Consider the following 19,816-nt stretch of genomic DNA (forward strand, 5'->3'; position numbering starts at 1 on the left):
TGGCATGCAGGCGCGGCGACATGCTGTCAGACGCTTTCGGCCAGACATTCCACAAGACGCGGCAGCACGACATCTCGTCAGCCCGGCCCCATGTTGTCGAAGGCGAAACGATGCTTCGGATTGGACAGGTCGAACCCGTGATGTTCCGGCCGTAGCACGCAGCCCTCGGCGGTCGGCGTGATTGTCCAGCGCAGGTCGAAATCCCCGAAGGTGAAGGGCAGGGGCCGGCCGGGGGCGACCTCGGTCACGCGGCAGGGAATCGCGCCCCAGCGGTCCATCTGCATGACGAATTCATGGCCCTCGATCGGGCGATGTCGCCGGGACGCCACCAGCTGGCGATCCCCGCGGGGGTCGAAATGCGCTGCCACACCCGCGCGGGCGAGGCCTTGATGGGCTGTTCGATCACGATGCTTTGCGGTGTCATTCCGTATTCTCCTCGATCTGTCCGGCAAGATCGGACATGCGCGCCTTCCAACAGGCCTCGGACGGTTTCAGCCAACTTCGCAATTCGCGCAGGGGTTCGGCGTTGAGCGCATAGATGCGCTCGCGGCCGGATTTGGTTTCCCGCACGAGGTCGGCATTGCGCAAGACCGCAAGGTGTTCGGACACGGACGAGTGGCTGATCTTGAATTCCTGCGCGATCGCGCCCACGGACGCGCCGCGGCCCGCAATGCGCGGATCCGGCAGTTTCGCCTTGGCCGGAAAGATCGCGGGTGCTTGGGCTTGCGGACGCGGGACGGTGTGGCCATAATATGGGTGACGAGTCACCCATATTGGTACCGAAATGGCGAATGTAAGCAAGAAGACCCGAGACGCGACCCGCAAGCGCCTGCTGGCGACCGGCGCCGCGCATCTGGCGCGCGACGGACTGGAGCGCGCCAATGTCGACGCGATCGCGGTTGCGGCGGGCTATGCGAAGGGCACCTTCTACAATTACTTCGACAGCAAGGAGGCGATGTTCGGCGCGGTGATCGCGGAATGGGCGGCTCGGGCGACGGAGATCGAGGCAGAGGCCGATCGCGCCTCGGCCGGGGTCCGCCTGCGCCTGACCGCGCTGGCCGAAGCCGATGTGCGCGTGGTGCGTGAAAACGAGGACTTCGCCAAGGTCGTGATCCGCGAGGTGCTGGCGTTCCGGCCCGAAACCTATCCGATGGTGATCGCGCAGCTGGACCCGTTCGTGGCCAAGGTGGAACAGGTGCTGCACGATGGCGTCGCCGCGGGCGAGATCCGCGACGAGCCTTCGGTGACGCAGCAGGCGATGATGTTCACCGGGTTGCTCGCGCTTTCATATGTCCAGCATTGGGGCAGCGGCGGCGCCTGGCCCGCGCTGGACGAGGTGCCGGCAATGGTGGTGGGCGTGTTTCTGGACGGCGCCGCGATGCGGGGCGGGCCATGAGCAGCTTCGTCTGGATGAAGGTGCTGGAATCGACGCCCGAGCGTTACGACCGCGGCATCGCGATGCTCAGCGGCGGCCGGATCGCACAGGTCTACGGGCGCATCGCCGCGATCGCCGCCGCGCCCGGGCGGCGGGTGCTCGACATCGGCTGCGGCACGGGCGCGGTCTCCTTCGCCTGCGCAGAGCGCGGGGCGCTGGTGACCGGCATCGACATCAATGCCGAAATGCTGGAGGTCGCGCGCGCCAAGCCGGTCCCCGAGGGCGGGACGATCGCCTTCCTTCAGCTTGCGGCGGCCGAGATCGAGGACCGTTTCGAGAAGACGAGCCTCGACGCCGTGGTGTCGTGCCTGGCGTTCTCCGAAATGTCGGAAGAGGAACAGGATTACGCCCTGGAAATCGCGCGTCGGCGGCTGGTGCCCGGGGGCGTGATCGTGATCGCGGACGAGGCCGCGCCGGCGACGCCCCTGGGTCGCCTGCTGCACCGCCTGCGCCGGCTTCCGGTGGTGCTGGCGACCTATCTGTTGACCCAGACAAGCACCCGGCCGGTGACGGGCCTGGCCGGGCGGATGCGGGCCGCGGGTTTTGTCGATGTTTCGCAAGAGCGGATGCTGTCGGACGCGTTCGTGATCGTACGGGGGACGCGGCCGTGAAGCTTTCCGATCTTCCGGGCTATCTGCGCGACACCGCCTTCCGCCTTCTGCCCCACCGGGCACGCACCGGGCTGTTCCCGATCGGCGATCCCGGCCCCGATGCGCCGGTCCTGGTGACCGGCAATTTCACCCTGACGGTGCGCCGGCTGCGCGAGGCGCTTGCCGGCCAGGCCGCCTGGGTGCTTGTGGTGAATTCGAAAGGGTACAACGTGTGGTGCGCGGCGGGTGGCGGACACCTCACGCATCACGACGTGATCTCGGCGATGCGCGTGACGCATCTGGCCGACAAGGTCCGCCGTCGAGAGGTGATCCTGCCGCAGTTGGCCGCAACCGGGGTGGAACGCCGCGCGATCTCCGCCGCCACCGGGTTCGCCACCCGCTGGGGCCCGGCCAGGCTGGAGGATCTTCCGGCGTTCCTTGGGCGCGGATCGCGGGTGTTCAACGCCGAACGCTTCATGCGCTTCCCCGCCTGGGAGCGCCAGGAAATGGCGGCGATATGGTATGTCCCGGCGCTGATCGTCCTGGCGCCGGCGATCTGGCTGATGCTTGGCCCGGCGGCGGCGCTGGCTGCGGCCTTCGCCCTGGTCTCGATGGTCGCCGCGCTTTTCGCGATGCTGCCCCGGTTCAACCCGGTCGGGCCCAGGCGGCTGCCGATCCTGCTGGGCTTCGGTCTGGCCGGGGCGCTGGCCGGCTGGGGTTTGCTGGCCGCCATGGGCGACGCCATGCCGTGGACGCTGGTCGTGGTCGGCGCGACCAACCTGATCGGCACGGGGCTTTTGTTCATGGATCTCGCGGGCACCACGCCATGGTACCCCAGCGTGATCAACACCGGCGCGAACCCTGCGACGATCACGCTGGATGAGGCGCGCTGCGACGGATCGGGCGATTGCGTGATGGTCTGCCCGCGACAGGTGCTGAAGATGAACGGATCGCGGCGCAAGGTGGAAATCCGCGATCCCGGCCAGTGCATCCAATGTGGTGCCTGCATCGTGCAATGCCCAAGGGATGCCCTTCTGTTCCATTATGCCGATGGCAGCACGGTCGAGGCGCCCACCATCCGCAACACCCGTCTGAACATGCTGGGCAAGCGCCGAGAGGTTCGCCGCTAGGCGCCTGCAGGGCCACCGTTCCCCCGGCGCCGCGACGCCCGCCGCCGCCGCGGCCCTATCCGGGGTCGCGGTCCCGACCCCCGCCTGCCGAGCCGCGCCACCGGTCTGACCCGACCGCGGCGGGCGTCATATTCCCGTCGCGCAGTTTAATTACCTTGACCCAAAGTCGGCAACATATTGGGTATCGGGTGCACTATCGCACAATATTTATCTCCGACACGCATCTTGGCAGCCGCGGCTGCCAGGCGGACATGCTGTTGGACTTTCTTCGCCAGCATGACGCGGACACGATCTTTCTGGTCGGAGATATCGTCGACACCTGGCAATTGCGTCGGGGCTGGTTCTGGCCGCAGACCCATAACGACGTGGTTCAGGAACTGCTTTCCAAGGCCCAGTCCGGCGCGAGAGTGATCTATATTCCGGGCAACCACGACGAGGGCCTCCGATCTTATCTTGGGACCCATTTCGGGGGGATCGAGGTCAAGAAGTCGGCCGAGCATGTCGCCGCGGACGGGCGGCGCCTGCTTGTCACCCATGGCGATCAGTTCGACGCGATCGTCGTTCACGCCAAATGGCTGGCCCATCTCGGGGACCGGGCCTACGACTTCGCATTGTGGCTCAATATCTGGGTGAACCGCTTTCGCCGGATCTGGGGCGGTTCCTACTGGTCCTTGGCGAACTGGGCCAAGGGACGGGTGAAATCGGCGGTCAACTTCATCGGGGAATACGAGAAGGTGCTGGCCGGCGAAGCCCGGCGCGGGCGCTTCGACGGGGTCGTGTGCGGACATATCCACCGCGCCAACATCCGCGATATCGACGGCATCCGATACGTCAATTGCGGGGACTGGACCGAAAGCTGCACCGCGGCCGCCGAGCGCGAGGATGGATCGCTGTTTCTCATCGACTGGGCCGCGGCCAAGCGGCGCCGCCGGATGATCGAGGATCTTCGCGCGGGACGGCCCCTGCCAGAGGCCCTGCGCGCGCGGCGCAAGAGGAAGAAGGAACTCGCCTGAGCCATGACCGGCATTCCCAACGTCAGCGATCAACTCCGCTCTGCCGTTCAGCAAAATGCCGCGTTCAGCGCGACGGGGCTGCTGGAACGTCTGTTCTCGCGGCTCTTCCATGGCCTCGTCTATCCCCAGATCTGGGAGGATCCGGTGGCCGATCTGGCGGCTTTGCAGATCGGTCCGCAAGACAACATCGTCTGCATCGCCTCGGGCGGCTGCAACGTGATGTCCTATCTCACGGCCGATCCGGCCTCGATCACCGCCGTCGACCTTTCGCCCGCGCATGTCGCGCTGGGCCGGTTGAAGCTGGCGGCGGCGCAACATCTCGATGCGCAGGGGTTCTTCGACTTCTTCGGCCGCGCCGACCGCGCCGGCAATGTCGCGGTCTATGACCGCCGGATCGCGCCGCATCTCGATCCGGTCACGCGCGCCTATTGGGATGCGCGCCCCTATGTCCGCCGCCGCATCGCCATGTTCGGCCGGGGTTTCTACCGCTTCGGCCTGCTTGGCCGCTTCCTAGGTGCGCTTCGGGCGGTGGCGCGGCTTGCCGGCGTCGATTTCCGCCGCTTCGCGACCTGCGCGACGCTCGACGACCAGCGGCGGTTCTTCGACGCGCGCATCGCCCCGCTTTTCGACGCGCCGGCAATCCGCTTCCTTGCGCGAAGCCGCGCCGCGCTGTTCGGCCTGGGCATCCCGCCCGCGCAATACGACAAGCTGGAGGCCGACGGCGGTGGCGACATTCTTCCCGTGCTGCGGGATAGGGCGCGCAAGCTTCTGTGTGGCTTTCCGCTGTCGGAAAACTACTTCGCGCGGCAGGCGCTGACCCGGTCTTACGCGGCGGCCGAGGCCGGCTCGGTGCCGCCCTATCTGGACGCGGCCGCATTCCCGGCGCTGCGGCGCAATGCCGGGCGCGTTCGGGTGCTGAACCGGTCGCTTACCGATCTGCTGGCCGAAATGCCGGCCAGCCAGACCCAGGCTTATGTCCTGCTCGATGCGCAGGACTGGATGACCGACGAACAGCTCAACGCGCTCTGGCATCAGATCACCCGCACCGCGGCCCCCGGCGCGCGGCTGATCTTTCGCACCGGGGGCGCGGCGGATATCCTGCCCGGCCGCGTGTCCACGACGCTGCTTGCGACCTGGCGCCGCGATGACGAGGCATCCGCGAAAGGCTTCGCGGCGGATCGCTCGGCGATCTACGGCGGCTTCCACTGCTACCGGCAGATCGGCTGAGCCGTGGAAGAAAGCACGCTTTCCCACGCCGCGCTGATGGATGCGACCTACCGCTATCAGCGGCTGTTCTACGACGCGACGCGGCGCTATTACCTGCTTGGCCGAGACCGGCTGATCCGCACACTCGATCCGCCCGCCCGCGCCCATATACTGGAAGTCGCCTGCGGCACGGGCCGCAATCTTGACCGGATCGCCGCGCGCTATCCCGGGCGCGGGCTTTACGGGCTCGACATCTCGGAACAGATGCTGCGCTCGGCCCGGGCGAAGCTTGCCGGCCGGGCGGTGCTGGCGCGGGCGGATGCGCGTGACTTCGATCCGGGGGCGCTCTTTGGTCGGTGCCAGTTCGACCGGATCGTGTTTTCCTACAGCCTGTCGATGATCCCCGACTGGGAAGAGAGCTTGCGCCACGCGCTGCCGTATCTCGCCCCGGGCGGAGAACTGCACATCGTCGATTTCGGCGGGCAGCGCCGGCTCCCCGCGTGGTTCGGGGCCGGGCTGCGCGCCTGGCTTGCGCGTTTTCACGTCGCGCCAAGGGATGATCTTGCCGAGGCCGCGGCCCGGATCGCGGCCGAGGCCGATTGCCGCGCAATTTCGGAAAGCCTCTTTCGCGACTATTGCCAGCATCTTGTCATCCGCCGCCCCGGACCGGCTGACTGACCCAGGCCGCAGGCGCGCGGACATGCCCCTGTCACGCTTTTCGACCGCCGGGGCCCGCATGGTCGCGGGGTCCTGGCGGTGCGCGGAAGTCGCCGGGCCGGGGATCTGATCCGTATCATCACAATATGGTAACTCATACATCACTGGCGCGTTACAAGCGCCGCCTACATCGGACGCCAAGAAGGAGCGTGCGATGCGGTTGGAATTCAGGAACGTCAGCAAGACCTTCGGCCTCAAGGCGGCTGTGGATGACGTCAGCTTCGCATTGGACGGGGCGGGTTTCGTTGGCGTCATAGGGCGATCCGGCGCGGGCAAGTCGACGCTTTTGCGCATGATCAATCGCCTCGGCGACGCCACCCGCGGACAGATCCTGGTGGACGGCACCGATATCCTGTCGCTTGGCGGGAAGGCCAAGCGCGCCTGGCAGGCGAATTGCGCGATGATCTTCCAGCAGTTCAACCTGGTGCCGCGGATGGATGTGGCCTCGAACGTGCTGCACGGGCTTCTGGGGCAGCGCGCGACCCTTGCGACCATCTTCAATCTTTGGCGGGCAGAGGATATCCGCCGCGCGCTGGCGATCCTGGACCGGCTCGGCATCGCCGAACAGGCCGCCAAGCGCGCCGAGGCGCTTTCCGGCGGCCAGCAGCAGCGCGTCGCGATCGCCCGGGCGCTGATGCAGGATCCGCGGATCATCCTGGCCGACGAGCCGATCGCGTCGCTCGATCCGATGAACGCGCAGCTGGTGATGGACGCCCTCAAGCGCATCCAGGTGGAAGATGGCCGCATGGTCATCGCCAATCTGCACACGCTCGACACCGCGCGGCGCTATTGCGACCGGGTGATCGGGATGCGCGACGGGCGCGTCGTCTTCGACGGCCGGCCGGATCTGCTGACGACCAGCGTCGCGCGCGACATCTACGGCGCCGACGCGAACTTCACCGAAGACATGACCTCGACCGCGATCGAAGAGCGCGACGAAGACATCCGATACGCGGCCGTCCTGGTGGGCGGCTGAGTAACCACCGGCCGAGGCCCAACCTTCGCCCCGGCTTCATCACGATTGGGAGAGAACCATGAAGAACCTGCCCGCGATCCTGGCCGCGTCCACCATGCTTGCCGGTGCCGCCTCGGCCCAGGAAATCAATCACTTCAACATCGGCATCCTCGGTGGTGAAAATGCGCAGAACCGCATCGCCAACAACCAATGCCTCGTCAAGCAGATGGAGGCCGCGCTCGGCGTGCCGGTGAAGCTGTTCACCCCGGCCGACTATGACGGCGTGCTGCAGGGGCTGATGGGCGGCACCATCGACTTCGCGATCCTCGGCGCCTCGGGCTACGCCAAGATCGCGATCGACGATCCGCAGGCCGTGACGCCCTTTGGCACCACCGCGAACCCCGACGGCTCATACGTCTATTACTCGATCGGTTTCGCCCGCAAGGATCACGACATCCATTCGCTCAAGGACATGAAGGGCAAGACCTTCGGCTTCGGCGATCCGAACTCGACCTCGGGCTATCTGATCCCCTCGATCGAGATCCCCAAGCAGACCGGCCATTCGATGAAGTCGGGCGACTATTTCGGCACCGTCAAGTTCACCGGCGGGCATGAGCAGACCGTGCTGGCCGTCTATAACGGCGATCTTGACGCCGGCGTGACCTGGGCCGACGGCCAGGGTGCCTGGGAAGACGGCTTCAATAACGGCCAGCTGCGCAAATCGGTGGACGCGGGCCAGATCGACATGAACCAACTGGTCGAGATCTGGCGCTCGAAGCCGATCCCGAACGGGCCGCTGGTGATCCGCAACGCGCTGCCCGCCGACGTCAAGGCGAAGGCCGAGAAGGTTCTGCTCGACCTCAAGAAGACCGACCCGGACTGCCAGTACAACGTGGCGGGCGGCGATTCGGCCGGCTTCGTCAAGATCGACCCCAGCTATTACGACACTATCATCGAGGTGCGTAAGGCGAAGATGAAGCAGGGGTCGTAACCTCGACACCCGCGCGGGCCGGCGGCGCGAACGCCCCGGCCCGTGCCTTCCTTCCCGCCACCACCAGGCAAGGCCCCGATGCCCCCCCACGATCCGAATCTGACAGAGATCTATATCGCCCATGCCCGGCGCAAGCGTCTTTACGGCGGGCTGATCCTGGCGGTCTTCGTGGCGCTGATGGCCGCGGGGTTTCACACGGCGGATGCACGCAACGCCGGCGGCTTCCTTGCCGGTCTTCACCGCATCTTCGATTTCCCGGCCGAGATCTTCTCCGAGGCGCTTGCCAAATGGCGCGCGCTGCCCGGCCGGATGTGGGGCGCACTGCCCGCGCTGATCGAGACGCTCAACGTCGCCGCGGTCTCGATCGTGATCGGCGGTCTGGGCGCGATGCTGCTGGCGGTGCTGTCGACGCCGGGGCTGGCGCCCTGGCCGCGGCTGGTGCCGCTGTTCCGGCGGCTCATGGACATCCTGCGCGCGCTGCCCGAGATCGTGACCGCGCTGGTGTTGATCTACCTTCTGGGCGGCGGGCCGGTGGCGGGGATGGTGGCGATCACGCTGCACGGCTTCGGCGCGCTCGGCAAGCTGTTCGCGGAGGTTGCCGAGAACGCCGACCTTCGGCCTGTCGAGGGGCTGCAATCCACCGGCGCGACCTGGGTTCAGCGGATCTGGTTCGGCGTGATCCCCCAGGTGGCGCCGAACTGGTCCTCTTATGCGCTGCTGCGCTTCGAGATCAACATCCGTGCCAGTGCCATCCTGGGCTTCGTCGGCGCGGGCGGCATCGGCTATGATCTGAAGACCGCGCTGCAATGGGGCGCGGGGCGCTACGATTCCGTCGTCGCGATCTTCGCCTTGCTGTTTCTCACCATTGTCGTGGTCGACACGGTCTCGGACCGGGCCCGCAACCGGCTGGTACGCGGCGGCAAGCTGGCGGAGGGCCGGATATGAGCGCGGCGGCAGGCGGCGCGGCAGTATTGCGCGCGGGGGAGGCGGCGCTTTTGCACGGCTTCGCGCAGCGCAAATGGCGTGCGCTGGCGGTGCCCGCTGTGCTGCTGGCCTATTTCGCCTACATCTTCTTCGCCTTCGACCTCGGCGCCGTCATCGGCCATGCCAAGCCGTCCCGCGCCGAGACGCTCTTGCGCGACGTCTGGTCCTACAAGACCGAGGTCACGCGCCGCAACCGCGCCGGCACGCTGGAAGTAGCCATCGAGGGCGAGCGCAACGGAACCTACCCCCAGACCGCGCCGCCCGACTGGGTGCGCCACGACGGCGAGACCACCAAGATCGCGTTGCCGGACGGGGCGCAGGTCACCTATCTGCCCGGCGCGAAGGCGGAACTGCGGATCCCCGGCTTCGGCAGCGTCCATGTGGGCATGCAGGGCCGCCGTGTCGTGCTGCAACTGCCCGAGGGCAAGACACGGCCCGGCTGGATCTCGGCCTCGCGCACCCGCGTGGCGATCGACCGGGGAAGCTGGCGCTTTTCCATGACCCGCAACGAAACCCGGACCTTCCGCTATTTCGCGGGGTGGGAGCTGTTCTTCTTCACCCTCGACAGCCCGTTCCACGGCAAAAGCTGGACCCAGCTTGCCGCACTCGCCATGTCGGACCGGCAGGTCGTGCCGGGCATGTCGAACCTGCGGGCGATGGCGTATGACATCTGGACCAACAAGGTGTGGCACCATGGCATGGTAGCCGGGGCGATGCTGGAAACCGTGTTGATGGCCTTTCTCGGCACTATGGGCGCGGGGCTGATCGCGCTGCCGCTGGCGTTCCTTGCGGCGCGCAACTTCATGCAACTGAACGTGCTGCGCCTGGCCCTGCGCCGGGTGTTCGATTTCCTGCGCGGCGTCGACGGCCTGATCTGGACGGTGATCCTCAGCCGTGCCTTCGGGCCGGGGCCGCTGACCGGATCGCTTGCCATCCTGCTCACCGATACCGGCACCTTCGGCAAGATGTTCTCGGAGGCGCTCGAGAACATCGAGGGCAAGCAGGTGGAAGGGGTCGCCTCGACCGGCGCGAACGCGTTGCAGCGCGCGCGTTTCGGGGTGATCCCGCAGCTTGCCCCGGTGATCCTGTCGCAGCTGCTTTACTACCTTGAATCGAACACCCGTTCGGCCACGGTGATCGGCGCGATCGTCGGCGGCGGCATCGGCCTTTTGCTGACCCAGGCGATCGTCACCGGCAAGGACTGGGAAGAGGTGACCTATTACGTCATCCTCGTGGTGATCACGGTGATGCTGATGGACGGCCTTTCGGGCTGGATCCGCCGCAAGTTCATCAAGGGGTAGCGCGATTGGCCGAATGCCGCGGGGGCAAGCCGGCCCGCGCGGCTGTGGCCCGGCGCCGCAAGGATGGCGTGAAGGCCCCCGTCAGGACCACTGCAGCACGACGGCGGTGGTGATCAGAAGCGCCATGATCTGGTGGAAGACGACCATGACGCCGGGCGATTTCGGTTTCAGGTTCACCGCGTGGAACAGGAAGAAGCCGACGGCGGCCTGAAGCAGCGCGAAGGCGAAGGCCATCGGATAGGTCTGGCTGTACCAGCCCAGGGTGCCGATCGCGGTCAGGGCGGCGATGCCATGGACCACGAAGACCCATTGCGAGGCCCGCCTGGGCTGCAAGAACGGGTCTATGGCCTGGCCGAAGCCGCGCTGGCCGGTCACCATGCCGCCCATGAAGATCGCGAACAGGATCGCATGCAGCGGAATGATGGCGTCGACGAAATCGGGCAAGGCGACGCCGGGATAGTTCAGTCCCACCAGGTAACTGAGAAAGACCAGATAGGCGAGCAGGCCGTGCATGCCATGCACGAAGGCGGGCGCGCGGCCGGCCAGCACATAGAGCGTGCCCATCCCGAACAGCGCGGTGACGACGACCAACCCCAGGCCCACGAAGGTCGTATAGCCCGGCTCCAGAACCGCAAGACCAAGCGCGCAAAGGCCGACCGCGGTGGCCAGCACGCGGTGGGCCGCTTCCGGATCGCCGCGCAGCATCAGCACGACGATGTTGCGCGTGTAGGGCCATTTCGTCCCCAGCGACAGGCCATAGCCGAAACCCTCGACGATGCTTCCAAGCATGATGAGCGCGGCGGCAAAGAACACTTGGGCGATCATCAGGCCGTCAGCCACCGCCGCCAGCCCGGCGGACGCATCGCCAAGCCCGCGCCACAGGCCCAGCCCCGCCGCCAACGCGACCATGCTGCCAATGAGGGCGCCGATGACACGCACCGTCAGGGTCATCTCGCCCTCGACGACATGCCGGTTTTCGGCTGCGGTGGGGGCAGGGATCGGGCTCATGCTTTACGCCTTTGCTCAGGAAGGGAAGTCGGCCGTGAAGACGCCGCGGACCATAGAGCGATACAATTGGCCATGAAACTGAATACCCCGACCCGCCGATCAACTTTCGATCGCGAAAACCGGAGCAGCCCCGGGGCTTGCCCCTTGCCCTCGTCTGTCCGCCCCGATGCCCGCGATGAAGGCAGCGGGCTGCCCTGCGCCCGGGGCAGCCCCCTGCGGTCGCGCGGCGACGCATTCCTGACCGCCGCGCGCGGGTTTGACCCGGGAAGGCGGCCGCAATGCAATCCTGCCTGGCTGTGGCGTTGCTTTGATGCAACGGTCGTGTATGATCCAGGCCATAGCGAAAAATGATGGAGAGTATCGTGGACAGCATGCTGGCCCAGGAAACGCCCGCGCCCGCTGGCAACCCGATCGAAAGCGCCGAAGAGCTTTCGTCGATCGCCTTTGGTTTCATGGCGTCCAAGGCGCTGTTCGCGGGGCTTCACGTCGATCTGTTCACCTTGCTTGCGGACGGCCCCAAAACGGCCGAGGAACTGGCCAAGGCCGCGGGGATCCCGCTGAACCGGATCGTCACGTTGACGACCGCGCTTGCCAGTGTCGGGGTGGTGTCGATCAGCGACAGGAAACTGATCCAGAATTCGTCGGCGGCGCAGAACTTTCTGGCGAAGCAGTCCAAATACGATTTCGGCGACTATCTGCGCTATCAGATCGACCAGCAGATGTATCCGTTCCTGCTGCAGCTCAACGCGGTGATGAAGGGCGATCTGTCCGATGATGCGATCGCCTCCTATCAGCACTGGATGGCGGATGAGGAACAGGCCTCGGTCTATTCCGAAAGCCAGCATGCGGGCTCGCTGGGGCCGGGGCGGACGCTGGCGCGGAAGGTGGATCTGGCGAAGGCCTCGACACTGCTGGACGTGGGCGGCGGAACCGGCGCGATGACGATCAGCCTGTGCAACGAATACCCGGACCTGCATGCGACGATCATCGATTTCCCCAATGTCGCGGAAATCGGCTGGCGCTTTGTGTCCGAGGCCGGGCTGGTCGATCGCGTGCGCTACATTCCCGGCAATGCGGTCCAGGCGCAATGGCCGGGGCGCCAGGATGCGATCCTGATGTCCTACCTGATGAGCGGCGTCCCGGGCGAAGCCGTCGCCGACCTGTTGCGCAAGGCATTCGACGCGCTTGCCCCCGGCGGCAAGCTGATGGTCCACGATTTCATGGTCGAAGAAGACCGGCGCGGCCCCGCGCTTGCGGCGCTTTGGCAATTGCAGCACATGGCGTTCACGCCGGATGCCCACTCTCTTTCCGTCGGCTGGCTGACCGAAGCCGGCAGGAAGATCGGCTTCGCGGTCGATGACGTCGACAATCTGATCCCCGCGATGACCAAGCTTGTGGTCTTCGCCAAACCATCCTGAACGGTGGCCGCCATGCCGACTTTCCGATTGCACGAGGAACCGCTTCAAGAGGCCTGGCTCGATGCCTACGGGCATTTGAACGAAGCCTATTATCTGGTGCCGTTCAGCAATGCGACCTGGAAGCTGCAGGACAAGTTCGGCATCGGCACGGCCTATTTCGACCGGACCGGCTGTGCGCTCTACACGCTTGAGACGCATTTGCGCTATGTCGCGGAGGTGCGCCCGCCCGCGATGCTGTCGATCGAGACCACGATCCTGGGGGTCGACGCCAAGCGGCTGCATATCGGGCATGTCATGTGGTCGGGCGGGCGCGAACGTGCGACGTTCGAATGTATGCTGCTGCATTACGACACGCGAAACGGGCAGGCGGCGCCATTCGGCGAAATGACCGGCCGGGAACTGAATGCCGCGGTGCTGGCGCCGGCACCGGAATGGGCCGGTCGCGCGGTGCGCCGGTTGCGATAGGCGGGCGGCGACGATTTGCAGCGCCTCAACCGAACGCGCGGCGGTTTCCCCAGGGGACGTCGCGCCGCCGCCGGGTTCCCTCGCTATCGCAGCACCCGTCGCAGCCCTGACTGGACCCGCAGCAATTCGGGCAGGTAAGTGGTGATCAGGCTGTCCGCGGGCTCTGCCGTGACCGCCATCCCGCTGTTGAGCGCCGCGACCACCCGGCCATGCAGGTCATAAAGCGGCACGGCAAGCGCGCGCAGTCCGGTCTCGACCTCCTGGTCGATCAGGGCATAGCCGGACGACCGGACCTCGGCCAGCCGGGCGAGGATCTCGTCGGGTTCGGTCACGCTGTGGGGCGTGCGCGGCGTAAGGTCCGAAGCCTCGATCCGCGCGCGCGCCTGCGGCTCGGGCAGCGCCGCCAGCAGCACCCGCCCCATCGAGGTGCAATGCGCCGGCAGCCGCGACCCCGGCATCAGCCCGATCGACATCACCCGCCGCTGCGCCGCCCGCGCGACATAGACGATCTCGGTCTGATCCAGGATCGACACCGAACAGCTTTGCCCGATCCGTTCGGTCAGCTGGTCAAGCCATGGCTGCACGATCTGCGACAGCGGCAGCGCCGCCAGCGCACCGACCCCCAGTCGCAGCGTCCGTGGTGTCAGGGTGAAGAACTTGCCGTCGTAATCGGCATACCCTTCGTGGTGCAGGGTCAGCAGGCAGCGCCGCGCCGTGGCGCGGTCCAGCCCGGTCGCCGCCGCGACCTCGGCGATCGACCGGCGCGGGGTCTCGGTGCCGAAGGCTTCCAGAACCCTCAGCCCCTTGGCGAAGGAGCCGACGATACCAGCGGGGCGGGATGCGGCAGAGTTGTTCGTCATGCGCACAGAAAGTTGCGAATGCGAACAAATGTCAAGCTCCGCACGACGGGCGTGGAAAGCCGCCCGCGCCCGGCCTAATCCGAAGGCGGGAGGATCATTCATGGACAAGACACTTCCTTCGCCGGCCGATGCCGTCGCCGGGATCGCGGACGGCGCCACGGTGATGGTCGGCGGGTTCGGGGGATCGGGTGCGCCTATCGAACTGATACACGCCTTGATCGACCGGTTCCTGGCGACCGGCAGCCCCGGGAACCTGACGGTGATCAACAACAATGCCGGCAACGGCCAGGTCGGCATCGCCGCGCTGATCGCGCAGGGCATGGTCGGCAAGATCATCTGCTCGTATCCGCGCTCGACCAATTCGCGCGCGTTCATCGAGAAATACCAGGCCGGCGAGATCGCGCTGGAACTGGTGCCGCAGGGCACGCTGGCCGAACGCATCCGGGCGGCCGGCGCGGGCATTCCGGCCTTCTTCACCCCCACCGCCTACGGCACCGAACTGGCCGAGGGCAAGCAGATCCAGGAATTCGAGGGCCGTCCCTATGTGATGGAGCGCTGGCTGAAGGCCGATGTCGCGCTGATCAAGGCGGAACTGGGCGACCGGATGGGCAACCTCACCTACCGCATGACGGCGCGCAACTTCGCACCGATCATGGCGATGGCGGCGGCGCACACCATCGCCCAGGTCAGCCGTCTCGTCGCGCCGGGCGAGATCGACCCCGAAGCCGTCATCACCCCCGGCATCTTCGTCGACGCGCTGGTCGAGGTGGCCGAACCGGCGCAGGAAGAGGCCCTCAACCGGGCAGAGGTGCATTACCCATGACCCAGGAGCCGACCGAAAAACTTTCCAACGTACAGATCGCCTGGCGCGCGGCGCAGGACATTGCCGACGGCGCCTATGTGAACCTCGGGATCGGGTTTCCCGAAATGGTGGCCCGGTTTCAGCCCGAAGGACGTGCCGCGGTGTTCCATTCCGAGAACGGCATCCTGGGCTTCGGCAAGGCCCCGTCAGAGGGACAGGAAGACTGGGATCTGATCAACGCGGGCAAAAAGGCGGTCACGCTGAACCCGGGGGCCGCGTTCTTCCACCACGCCGACAGCTTCGCGATGGTGCGGGGCGGGCATCTGGATGTGGCGATCCTGGGCGCGTATGAGGTCGCGCAGACCGGCGATCTGGCGAACTGGTCCACGGGGCCTACTGGCGTGCCCGCGGTGGGTGGCGCGATGGATCTGGTTCACGGCGCCAAGCGTGTGGCGGTGATCACCGAACATGTCACCAAGAAGGGCCAGCCGAAGCTGGTCGAGCGCTGTTCTTTGCCCCTCACCGGGGTGGGCTGCGTCACCCGGGTTTACACCAGCCTTGCCGTCGTCGATATCGAAGAAGGTCGTTTCGTGCTGCGCGAGAAGCTGCCCGCGATTTCCTTCGATGACCTGCAATCCCTCACCGGGGCCACGCTGCATTGCCCGGGCCCGGTGGCCGACCTGATCGTACCGGAGTTGTGACATGACCGAAGCCTATATCTGCGACTATATCCGCACCCCCATCGGACGCTTCGGCGGCGCGCTGTCCTCGGTGCGCGCCGACGATCTGGCCGCGATCCCCCTGAAGGCGCTGATGGCGCGCAACGCCGGCGTTGACTGGGAGGCGGTCGAGGACCTGATCCTTGGCTGCGCCAACCAGGCGGGCGAGGACAACCGCAACGTCGCGCGCATGGCGGCGCTGCTGGCCGGGCTGCCGGTGGCCGTGCCGGGCAGCACGGTGAACCGGCTTTGCGGCTCTGGCATGGACGCGCTGACCATCGCCGCGCGCGCGATCAAGGCGGGCGAGGCGCAGTTGATGGTGGTCGGCGGCGTGGAAAGCATGAGCCGCGCGCCCTTCGTGATGCCGAAGGCGGAAACCGCGTTCTCGCGCGCCAACGCGGTCTATGACACGACGATCGGCTGGCGTTTCGTCAACAAGCTGATGAAGGCGCAATACGGCGTCGATTCGATGCCCGAGACGGCCGAGAACGTGGCCGAGGAATTCGGCGTCAGCCGCGCCGATCAGGATGCCTTCGCGATCCGCAGCCAGCAAAAGGCCGGCCGCGCGATGGAAGACGGGCGTCTGGCGCAGGAAATCACCCCGGTCAGCATCGCGCAGCGCAAGGGTGATCCTCTGGTGGTGGACACCGACGAACACCCCCGCCCCGGCACCACGATCGAGGCGCTGGCGAAGCTGAAGCCGATCGTGAAACCCGACGGCTCGATCACGGCGGGCAACGCCAGCGGCGTCAATGACGGGGCGGCGGCGCTGATCGTGGCCACCGAAGCCGCCGCGCGCGCCCATGGCCTGACCCCGATCGCCCGGGTACTGGGCGGGGCAACGGCGGGCGTGCCGCCGCGGATCATGGGGATCGGGCCGGCGCCGGCGTCGAAGAAGCTGATGGCGCGGCTGGCGCTGACGCCTGCCGATTTCGACGTGATCGAACTGAACGAGGCCTTTGCCAGCCAGGGCCTTGCCACGCTGCGCGACCTGGGCGTGGCCGATGACGACCCGCGCGTGAACCCCAATGGCGGGGCCATCGCGCTGGGCCATCCACTGGGCATGTCGGGTGCGCGCATCGCCGGGACGGCGGCGCTGGAACTGGTCAAGACCGGCGGCAAGCGCGCGCTGGCCACCATGTGCATCGGCGTGGGCCAGGGCATCGCCGTGGCGCTGGAACGCGTCTGAACCGCCGGGGGCGCGGTGGCGGCGGGCCGCTTTCCCGCCCCCCTTCGTCAGATCGTCCAGCCGCCGTCGATGCAGACGGCCTGGCCCGTCGTATAGGTCGCGCGGGCCAGATAGACGGCGAGATCGGCGATTTCCTCGGCCTCGGCGATCCGGCCCATCGGCTGGCGCGCGACGAAGGCCGCGCGCGCGGCATCGTAATCGCCGGTGGCCGAGAGCCGCTCATCGAGCGAGGGCGATTGCACCGTGCCCGGGCAGATCGCGTTGCAACGGATGCCCCGCGCCACATAATCGGCGGCCACCGATTTCGTCAGCCCCAGCACGGCGGCCTTGGTCGTGGAATAGACAAAGCGGTTTGGCACCCCCTTCACCGACGAGGCGACCGAGGACATGTTGAGGATGCATCCCGATCCGCGTTCCAGCATTCCCGGCAGGATCCCCCGGATCATCCGCACCATCGCCGTGACGTTCAGATCATAGGCGAAATCCATCTCGTCATCGGTGGCCTCCAGGATCGTGCCGGCATGCACGAAGCCCGCGCAGTTGAACAGCACATCCACCGGGCCAAGCCCCGCGCAGAACTCGGCCACCGCCACCCTGTCCAGCACATCGAGCCGCGCGGTCTCGCACTCCAGGCCGGCAAGGCCGTCGGCATTGATATCCGTCGCGACCAGCCGGGCGCCGGCGCGGATGAAGGCCTCGGCGCTCGCCCGTCCGATGCCCTGCGCGGCCGCCGTGATCACCACCACCTGGCCGGTCAGATCCATTCCCTGCATCGCTTGCCTCCCCTTTCTGTCAGTCCTACATCACCGCGCCGATCTGCCAAGGCACGAATTCCACCGCGCCGAAGCTCTGCGCCTCGCTCTTGGTTTCCTCGCCCGAGGCCACGCGCAGCATCAGATCGAAGATCTCCTGCCCCTTGTCGGCCAGGCTCGCACCTTCCAGCACGGCGCCGCAATTCACATCCATGTCGGGCTCCATCCGGCGCCAGAGGTCTGGGTTCGAGGCGATCTTCAGGCAGGGCACCGGCCGGTAGCCCGACACGCTGCCGCGCCCGGTGGTGAAGGCAATGAGGTTCGCCCCCGAAGCGATCTGTCCGGTGACCGAGGCCGGATCGTAGCCCGGGCTGTCCATGAACACGAAACCGGGTCGGTCGATCGGCTCGCCATATTTATAGACACCCGACAGCGGCGCCGCGCCGCCCTTGGCCACCGCGCCCAGGCTCTTTTCCAGGATCGTGGTCAGCCCGCCGCGCTTGTTGCCGGGGCCGGGGTTGTTGTCCATCTGGCCGAAGTTGCGGGCGGTGTAATCCTGCCACCATTCGATCAGATCGACGACCTTCTGCCCGGTGCCGGCGTCCACCGCGCGGCGGGTCAGCAGATGCTCGGCGCCGTAAATCTCGGGCGTCTCGGACAGGATCGAGATGCCGCCATGGCGCACCAGCAGGTCCGAGGCCACGCCCAGCGAGGGGTTCGCGGTGATCCCCGAATAGCCGTCCGAGCCGCCGCATTGCATCCCCAGCACCAGCTTCGAGGCCGGCGCCTCGGCGCGCACCGCGCGGTCGGCCTCGGCCGCCATCTCGCGCAGCAGCGCCACGCCCTTGTCGACAGTGGCGCGGGTGCCGCCGGTCTGCTGGATCGTCATGTAGCGAAACCGCGCGCTATCCTTCAGCGCCTTGCGGTCGATCAGGTCGGGGATCTGCATGACCTCGCAGCCCAGCCCCACCATCAGGATCGCGCCGAAATTGGGGTTGTGGCCATAGCCCGCAAGGGTGCGAAACAGCGTCTCGTAGCCTTCGTCGCCCTTGCCGGCCATGCCGCAGCCGGTGCCGTGGACGATCGGCACCACGCCGTCGACATTGGGGAAATCGGCCAGCCAGCCCTGCCGCTCGACCTCTTCCGCGATGAACCGCGCGACCGATCCCGCGCAATTCACCGAGGTCAGGATGCCCAGGTAATTCCGCGTGCCCACCCGGCCCGAGGCGCGGTGGTAGCCGCTGAAACTCGCGGGTGCCTCGACCGGGGGCAGGGGGGTGGTGGCGCTGCCGAAGCCGTAATCTTGCCGGTGATCGCCCATGCCGAGGTTCTGGGTATGGACATGCCGGCCCGGCGCGATGTCATCGGTGGCCATGCCGATGATCTGGCCATATTTGCGTACCGCCTTGCCCTTGGCGATCGCGCGGCTGGCCAGCTTGTGTCCGGCCGGGATCGTCTCGGCGGTGATCAGCCCTTCGCCAAGGTCGGTGCCGGGGGGCAGGGCGCGCAGGGCGACCAGGACGTCATCGGCCTCGTGCAGGCGCAGGGCTGGTTGGGTGTTGTTCATCGGATCGGCCTGAGACGTGAAAGAAACCCCTTGCGCGCATGGCATTTCGCGGGCGGAGGAGGCGCGGCGTTCAGCGCGGCCCGGGCCGGATTTCGCGTTCCGGCCCAGCCCGGCGCGATCGTCGGCATTGGCCTTCCTTCGCCGCGTCCATAAGCGTGCCCGACATTCATCCGTGCGGCGCAGGTGCCCGTCAAGTGTTTTGCTTGTGTTCGGACACGCTACGCCGTGGCGCGGACAGGGGTGCAAGCGCACCAAGAAGGGCCGCAGGCGTGATCCATGCGATGATCGGCCAGGGCCCGGCCCGGTCGCGCCGGCCGCGCGGATCGCGACATGCAAGGTCCGGGGCGTGTCGGCCGAGGCGATGCCTGCGCGGTTGACGCGGATGTTTTCACCGCGCCTTCTGGCGGGGGCCTTGGCCGCGAAGGTCGATGCGCGACTCATTCGGAAATGGCGGCGGGATGAAAGACATGACGTCAGGCTACAGGTTTTCGGCCAACACCGGGTTCTTGTGGAAGGAGCGCCCGTTTCTGGAGCGGCTGTCCGCGTCGGCGGCGGCCGGGTTCGAGGCGCTGGAATTCCATGACGAGGCGCAATCCGAGGACCCAGGCGCGCTGGCCGAGGCGCTGGCGGCCTGCGGGTTGCCGGTGCTGGGGCTGAACATGCGCATGGGCGACACCGCCGGCTGCGCCGCCGATCCTGCCCGCGCCGACGCGG

The 19,816-nt window shown here is 67.0% G+C and carries 21 protein-coding genes and 1 pseudogene; 16 read left to right on the top strand and 6 right to left on the bottom strand.

Going from position 1 to position 19,816, the window contains the following annotated elements; translation table 11 throughout:
• Positions 1 to 77: 77 nt before the first annotated feature.
• Together BLV97_RS17295 and BLV97_RS21265 are read right to left on the bottom strand one after the other, a co-directional pair.
• Positions 78 to 329, bottom strand: a complete 252-nt coding sequence (locus BLV97_RS17295) for an SRPBCC family protein (protein ID WP_143037573.1) — start codon at positions 327 to 329, stop codon at positions 78 to 80.
• Between the two features lie 91 nt (positions 330 to 420).
• On the bottom strand, positions 421 to 768 hold the full coding sequence (locus tag BLV97_RS21265; protein WP_280138211.1) for an ArsR/SmtB family transcription factor: 348 nt from the start codon (positions 766 to 768) through the stop codon (positions 421 to 423).
• 16 nt (positions 769 to 784) lie between these two features.
• Here BLV97_RS21265 and BLV97_RS17305 point away from each other — a divergent pair, with 16 nt between their 5' ends.
• The 10 genes from BLV97_RS17305 to phnE (BLV97_RS17350) all read left to right on the top strand — a co-directional run bounded on the left by BLV97_RS17305 (position 785) and on the right by phnE (BLV97_RS17350) (position 10,322).
• Positions 785 to 1,396: a TetR/AcrR family transcriptional regulator gene (locus BLV97_RS17305; protein ID WP_035838697.1), complete on the top strand. Its 612-nt coding sequence runs from the start codon at positions 785 to 787 to the stop codon at positions 1,394 to 1,396.
• On the top strand, positions 1,393 to 2,046 hold the full coding sequence (gene cpaM / locus BLV97_RS17310; protein WP_051645868.1) for a corrinoid protein-associated methyltransferase CpaM: 654 nt from the start codon (positions 1,393 to 1,395) through the stop codon (positions 2,044 to 2,046). Before BLV97_RS17305 ends, cpaM begins: the two co-directional genes overlap by 4 nt.
• Positions 2,043 to 3,155 carry an HgcAB-like fusion protein gene (locus BLV97_RS17315; protein ID WP_051645869.1) on the top strand — a complete coding sequence of 371 codons (1,113 nt, stop codon included), beginning with the start codon at positions 2,043 to 2,045 and terminating at the stop codon, positions 3,153 to 3,155. Before cpaM ends, BLV97_RS17315 begins: the two co-directional genes overlap by 4 nt.
• 188 nt (positions 3,156 to 3,343) lie before the next feature.
• On the top strand, positions 3,344 to 4,168 hold the full coding sequence (locus tag BLV97_RS17320; RefSeq protein WP_280138212.1) for a UDP-2,3-diacylglucosamine diphosphatase: 825 nt from the start codon (positions 3,344 to 3,346) through the stop codon (positions 4,166 to 4,168).
• Between the two features lie 3 nt (positions 4,169 to 4,171).
• On the top strand, positions 4,172 to 5,395 hold the full coding sequence (locus BLV97_RS17325) for a BtaA family protein (protein ID WP_035838700.1): 1,224 nt from the start codon (positions 4,172 to 4,174) through the stop codon (positions 5,393 to 5,395).
• Positions 5,396 to 5,431: 36 nt separating this feature from the next.
• On the top strand, positions 5,432 to 6,052 hold the full coding sequence (locus BLV97_RS17330; protein ID WP_035838764.1) for a class I SAM-dependent methyltransferase: 621 nt from the start codon (positions 5,432 to 5,434) through the stop codon (positions 6,050 to 6,052).
• A 193-nt stretch (positions 6,053 to 6,245) separates the two neighbouring features.
• Complete coding sequence (gene phnC, locus BLV97_RS17335) at positions 6,246 to 7,067, top strand: phosphonate ABC transporter ATP-binding protein (protein WP_035838703.1); 822 nt, start codon at positions 6,246 to 6,248, stop codon at positions 7,065 to 7,067.
• Positions 7,068 to 7,125: 58 nt separating this feature from the next.
• Positions 7,126 to 8,037: a phosphonate ABC transporter substrate-binding protein gene (phnD, locus tag BLV97_RS17340; RefSeq protein ID WP_035838706.1), complete on the top strand. Its 912-nt coding sequence runs from the start codon at positions 7,126 to 7,128 to the stop codon at positions 8,035 to 8,037.
• A 78-nt stretch (positions 8,038 to 8,115) separates the two neighbouring features.
• On the top strand, positions 8,116 to 8,982 hold the full coding sequence (gene phnE, locus BLV97_RS17345; RefSeq protein ID WP_035838709.1) for a phosphonate ABC transporter, permease protein PhnE: 867 nt from the start codon (positions 8,116 to 8,118) through the stop codon (positions 8,980 to 8,982).
• Positions 8,979 to 10,322 carry a phosphonate ABC transporter, permease protein PhnE gene (gene phnE, locus BLV97_RS17350; protein WP_051645870.1) on the top strand — a complete coding sequence of 448 codons (1,344 nt, stop codon included), beginning with the start codon at positions 8,979 to 8,981 and terminating at the stop codon, positions 10,320 to 10,322. The genes phnE (BLV97_RS17345) and phnE (BLV97_RS17350) overlap by 4 nt, the downstream gene beginning before the upstream one ends.
• A gap of 81 nt (positions 10,323 to 10,403) precedes the next feature.
• On the opposite strand, the gene BLV97_RS17355 is transcribed toward phnE (BLV97_RS17350), so the two are convergent.
• Complete coding sequence (locus BLV97_RS17355) at positions 10,404 to 11,330, bottom strand: hypothetical protein (RefSeq protein WP_035838712.1); 927 nt, start codon at positions 11,328 to 11,330, stop codon at positions 10,404 to 10,406.
• A 371-nt stretch (positions 11,331 to 11,701) separates the two neighbouring features.
• On the opposite strand from BLV97_RS17355, the gene BLV97_RS17360 reads away from it, so the two are divergent.
• Both BLV97_RS17360 and BLV97_RS17365 read left to right on the top strand, forming a co-directional pair.
• Complete coding sequence (locus BLV97_RS17360; protein WP_051645871.1) at positions 11,702 to 12,748, top strand: class I SAM-dependent methyltransferase; 1,047 nt, start codon at positions 11,702 to 11,704, stop codon at positions 12,746 to 12,748.
• Positions 12,749 to 12,760: 12 nt separating this feature from the next.
• The gene (locus tag BLV97_RS17365; RefSeq protein WP_035838717.1) at positions 12,761 to 13,213 is read left to right on the top strand and encodes a thioesterase family protein; all 453 of its coding nucleotides are present in this window, start codon (positions 12,761 to 12,763) and stop codon (positions 13,211 to 13,213) included.
• Positions 13,214 to 13,296: 83 nt separating this feature from the next.
• On the opposite strand, the gene BLV97_RS17370 is transcribed toward BLV97_RS17365, so the two are convergent.
• Positions 13,297 to 14,073 carry an IclR family transcriptional regulator domain-containing protein gene (locus BLV97_RS17370; RefSeq protein ID WP_051645874.1) on the bottom strand — a complete coding sequence of 259 codons (777 nt, stop codon included), beginning with the start codon at positions 14,071 to 14,073 and terminating at the stop codon, positions 13,297 to 13,299.
• Positions 14,074 to 14,173: 100 nt separating this feature from the next.
• Here BLV97_RS17370 and BLV97_RS17375 point away from each other — a divergent pair, with 100 nt between their 5' ends.
• The 3 genes from BLV97_RS17375 to pcaF are packed head-to-tail and all read left to right on the top strand — an operon-like array spanning position 14,174 to position 16,783.
• The gene (locus BLV97_RS17375) at positions 14,174 to 14,896 is read left to right on the top strand and encodes a 3-oxoacid CoA-transferase subunit A (protein WP_035838719.1); all 723 of its coding nucleotides are present in this window, start codon (positions 14,174 to 14,176) and stop codon (positions 14,894 to 14,896) included.
• Positions 14,893 to 15,576 carry a 3-oxoacid CoA-transferase subunit B gene (locus tag BLV97_RS17380; protein ID WP_035838721.1) on the top strand — a complete coding sequence of 228 codons (684 nt, stop codon included), beginning with the start codon at positions 14,893 to 14,895 and terminating at the stop codon, positions 15,574 to 15,576. The genes BLV97_RS17375 and BLV97_RS17380 overlap by 4 nt, the downstream gene beginning before the upstream one ends.
• A gap of 1 nt (position 15,577) precedes the next feature.
• Positions 15,578 to 16,783 (top strand): 3-oxoadipyl-CoA thiolase, encoded by a 1,206-nt coding sequence (pcaF, locus tag BLV97_RS17385; RefSeq protein ID WP_035838723.1) that lies wholly within the window; start codon positions 15,578 to 15,580, stop codon positions 16,781 to 16,783.
• Between the two features lie 47 nt (positions 16,784 to 16,830).
• On the opposite strand, the gene BLV97_RS17390 is transcribed toward pcaF, so the two are convergent.
• Together BLV97_RS17390 and BLV97_RS17395 are read right to left on the bottom strand one after the other, a co-directional pair.
• Positions 16,831 to 17,556, bottom strand: a complete 726-nt coding sequence (locus BLV97_RS17390; protein WP_035838727.1) for an SDR family oxidoreductase — start codon at positions 17,554 to 17,556, stop codon at positions 16,831 to 16,833.
• A 25-nt stretch (positions 17,557 to 17,581) separates the two neighbouring features.
• Positions 17,582 to 19,102 carry a UxaA family hydrolase gene (locus tag BLV97_RS17395; RefSeq protein WP_035838729.1) on the bottom strand — a complete coding sequence of 507 codons (1,521 nt, stop codon included), beginning with the start codon at positions 19,100 to 19,102 and terminating at the stop codon, positions 17,582 to 17,584.
• Positions 19,103 to 19,569: 467 nt separating this feature from the next.
• Between BLV97_RS17395 and BLV97_RS17400 the strand changes: the two are divergent.
• Positions 19,570 to 19,816: pseudogene (locus tag BLV97_RS17400) on the top strand (isomerase); the annotation flags it as partial.

This window comes from Allgaiera indica (genome assembly GCF_900106675.1).
Lineage (GTDB): Bacteria > Pseudomonadota > Alphaproteobacteria > Rhodobacterales > Rhodobacteraceae > Acidimangrovimonas > Acidimangrovimonas indica.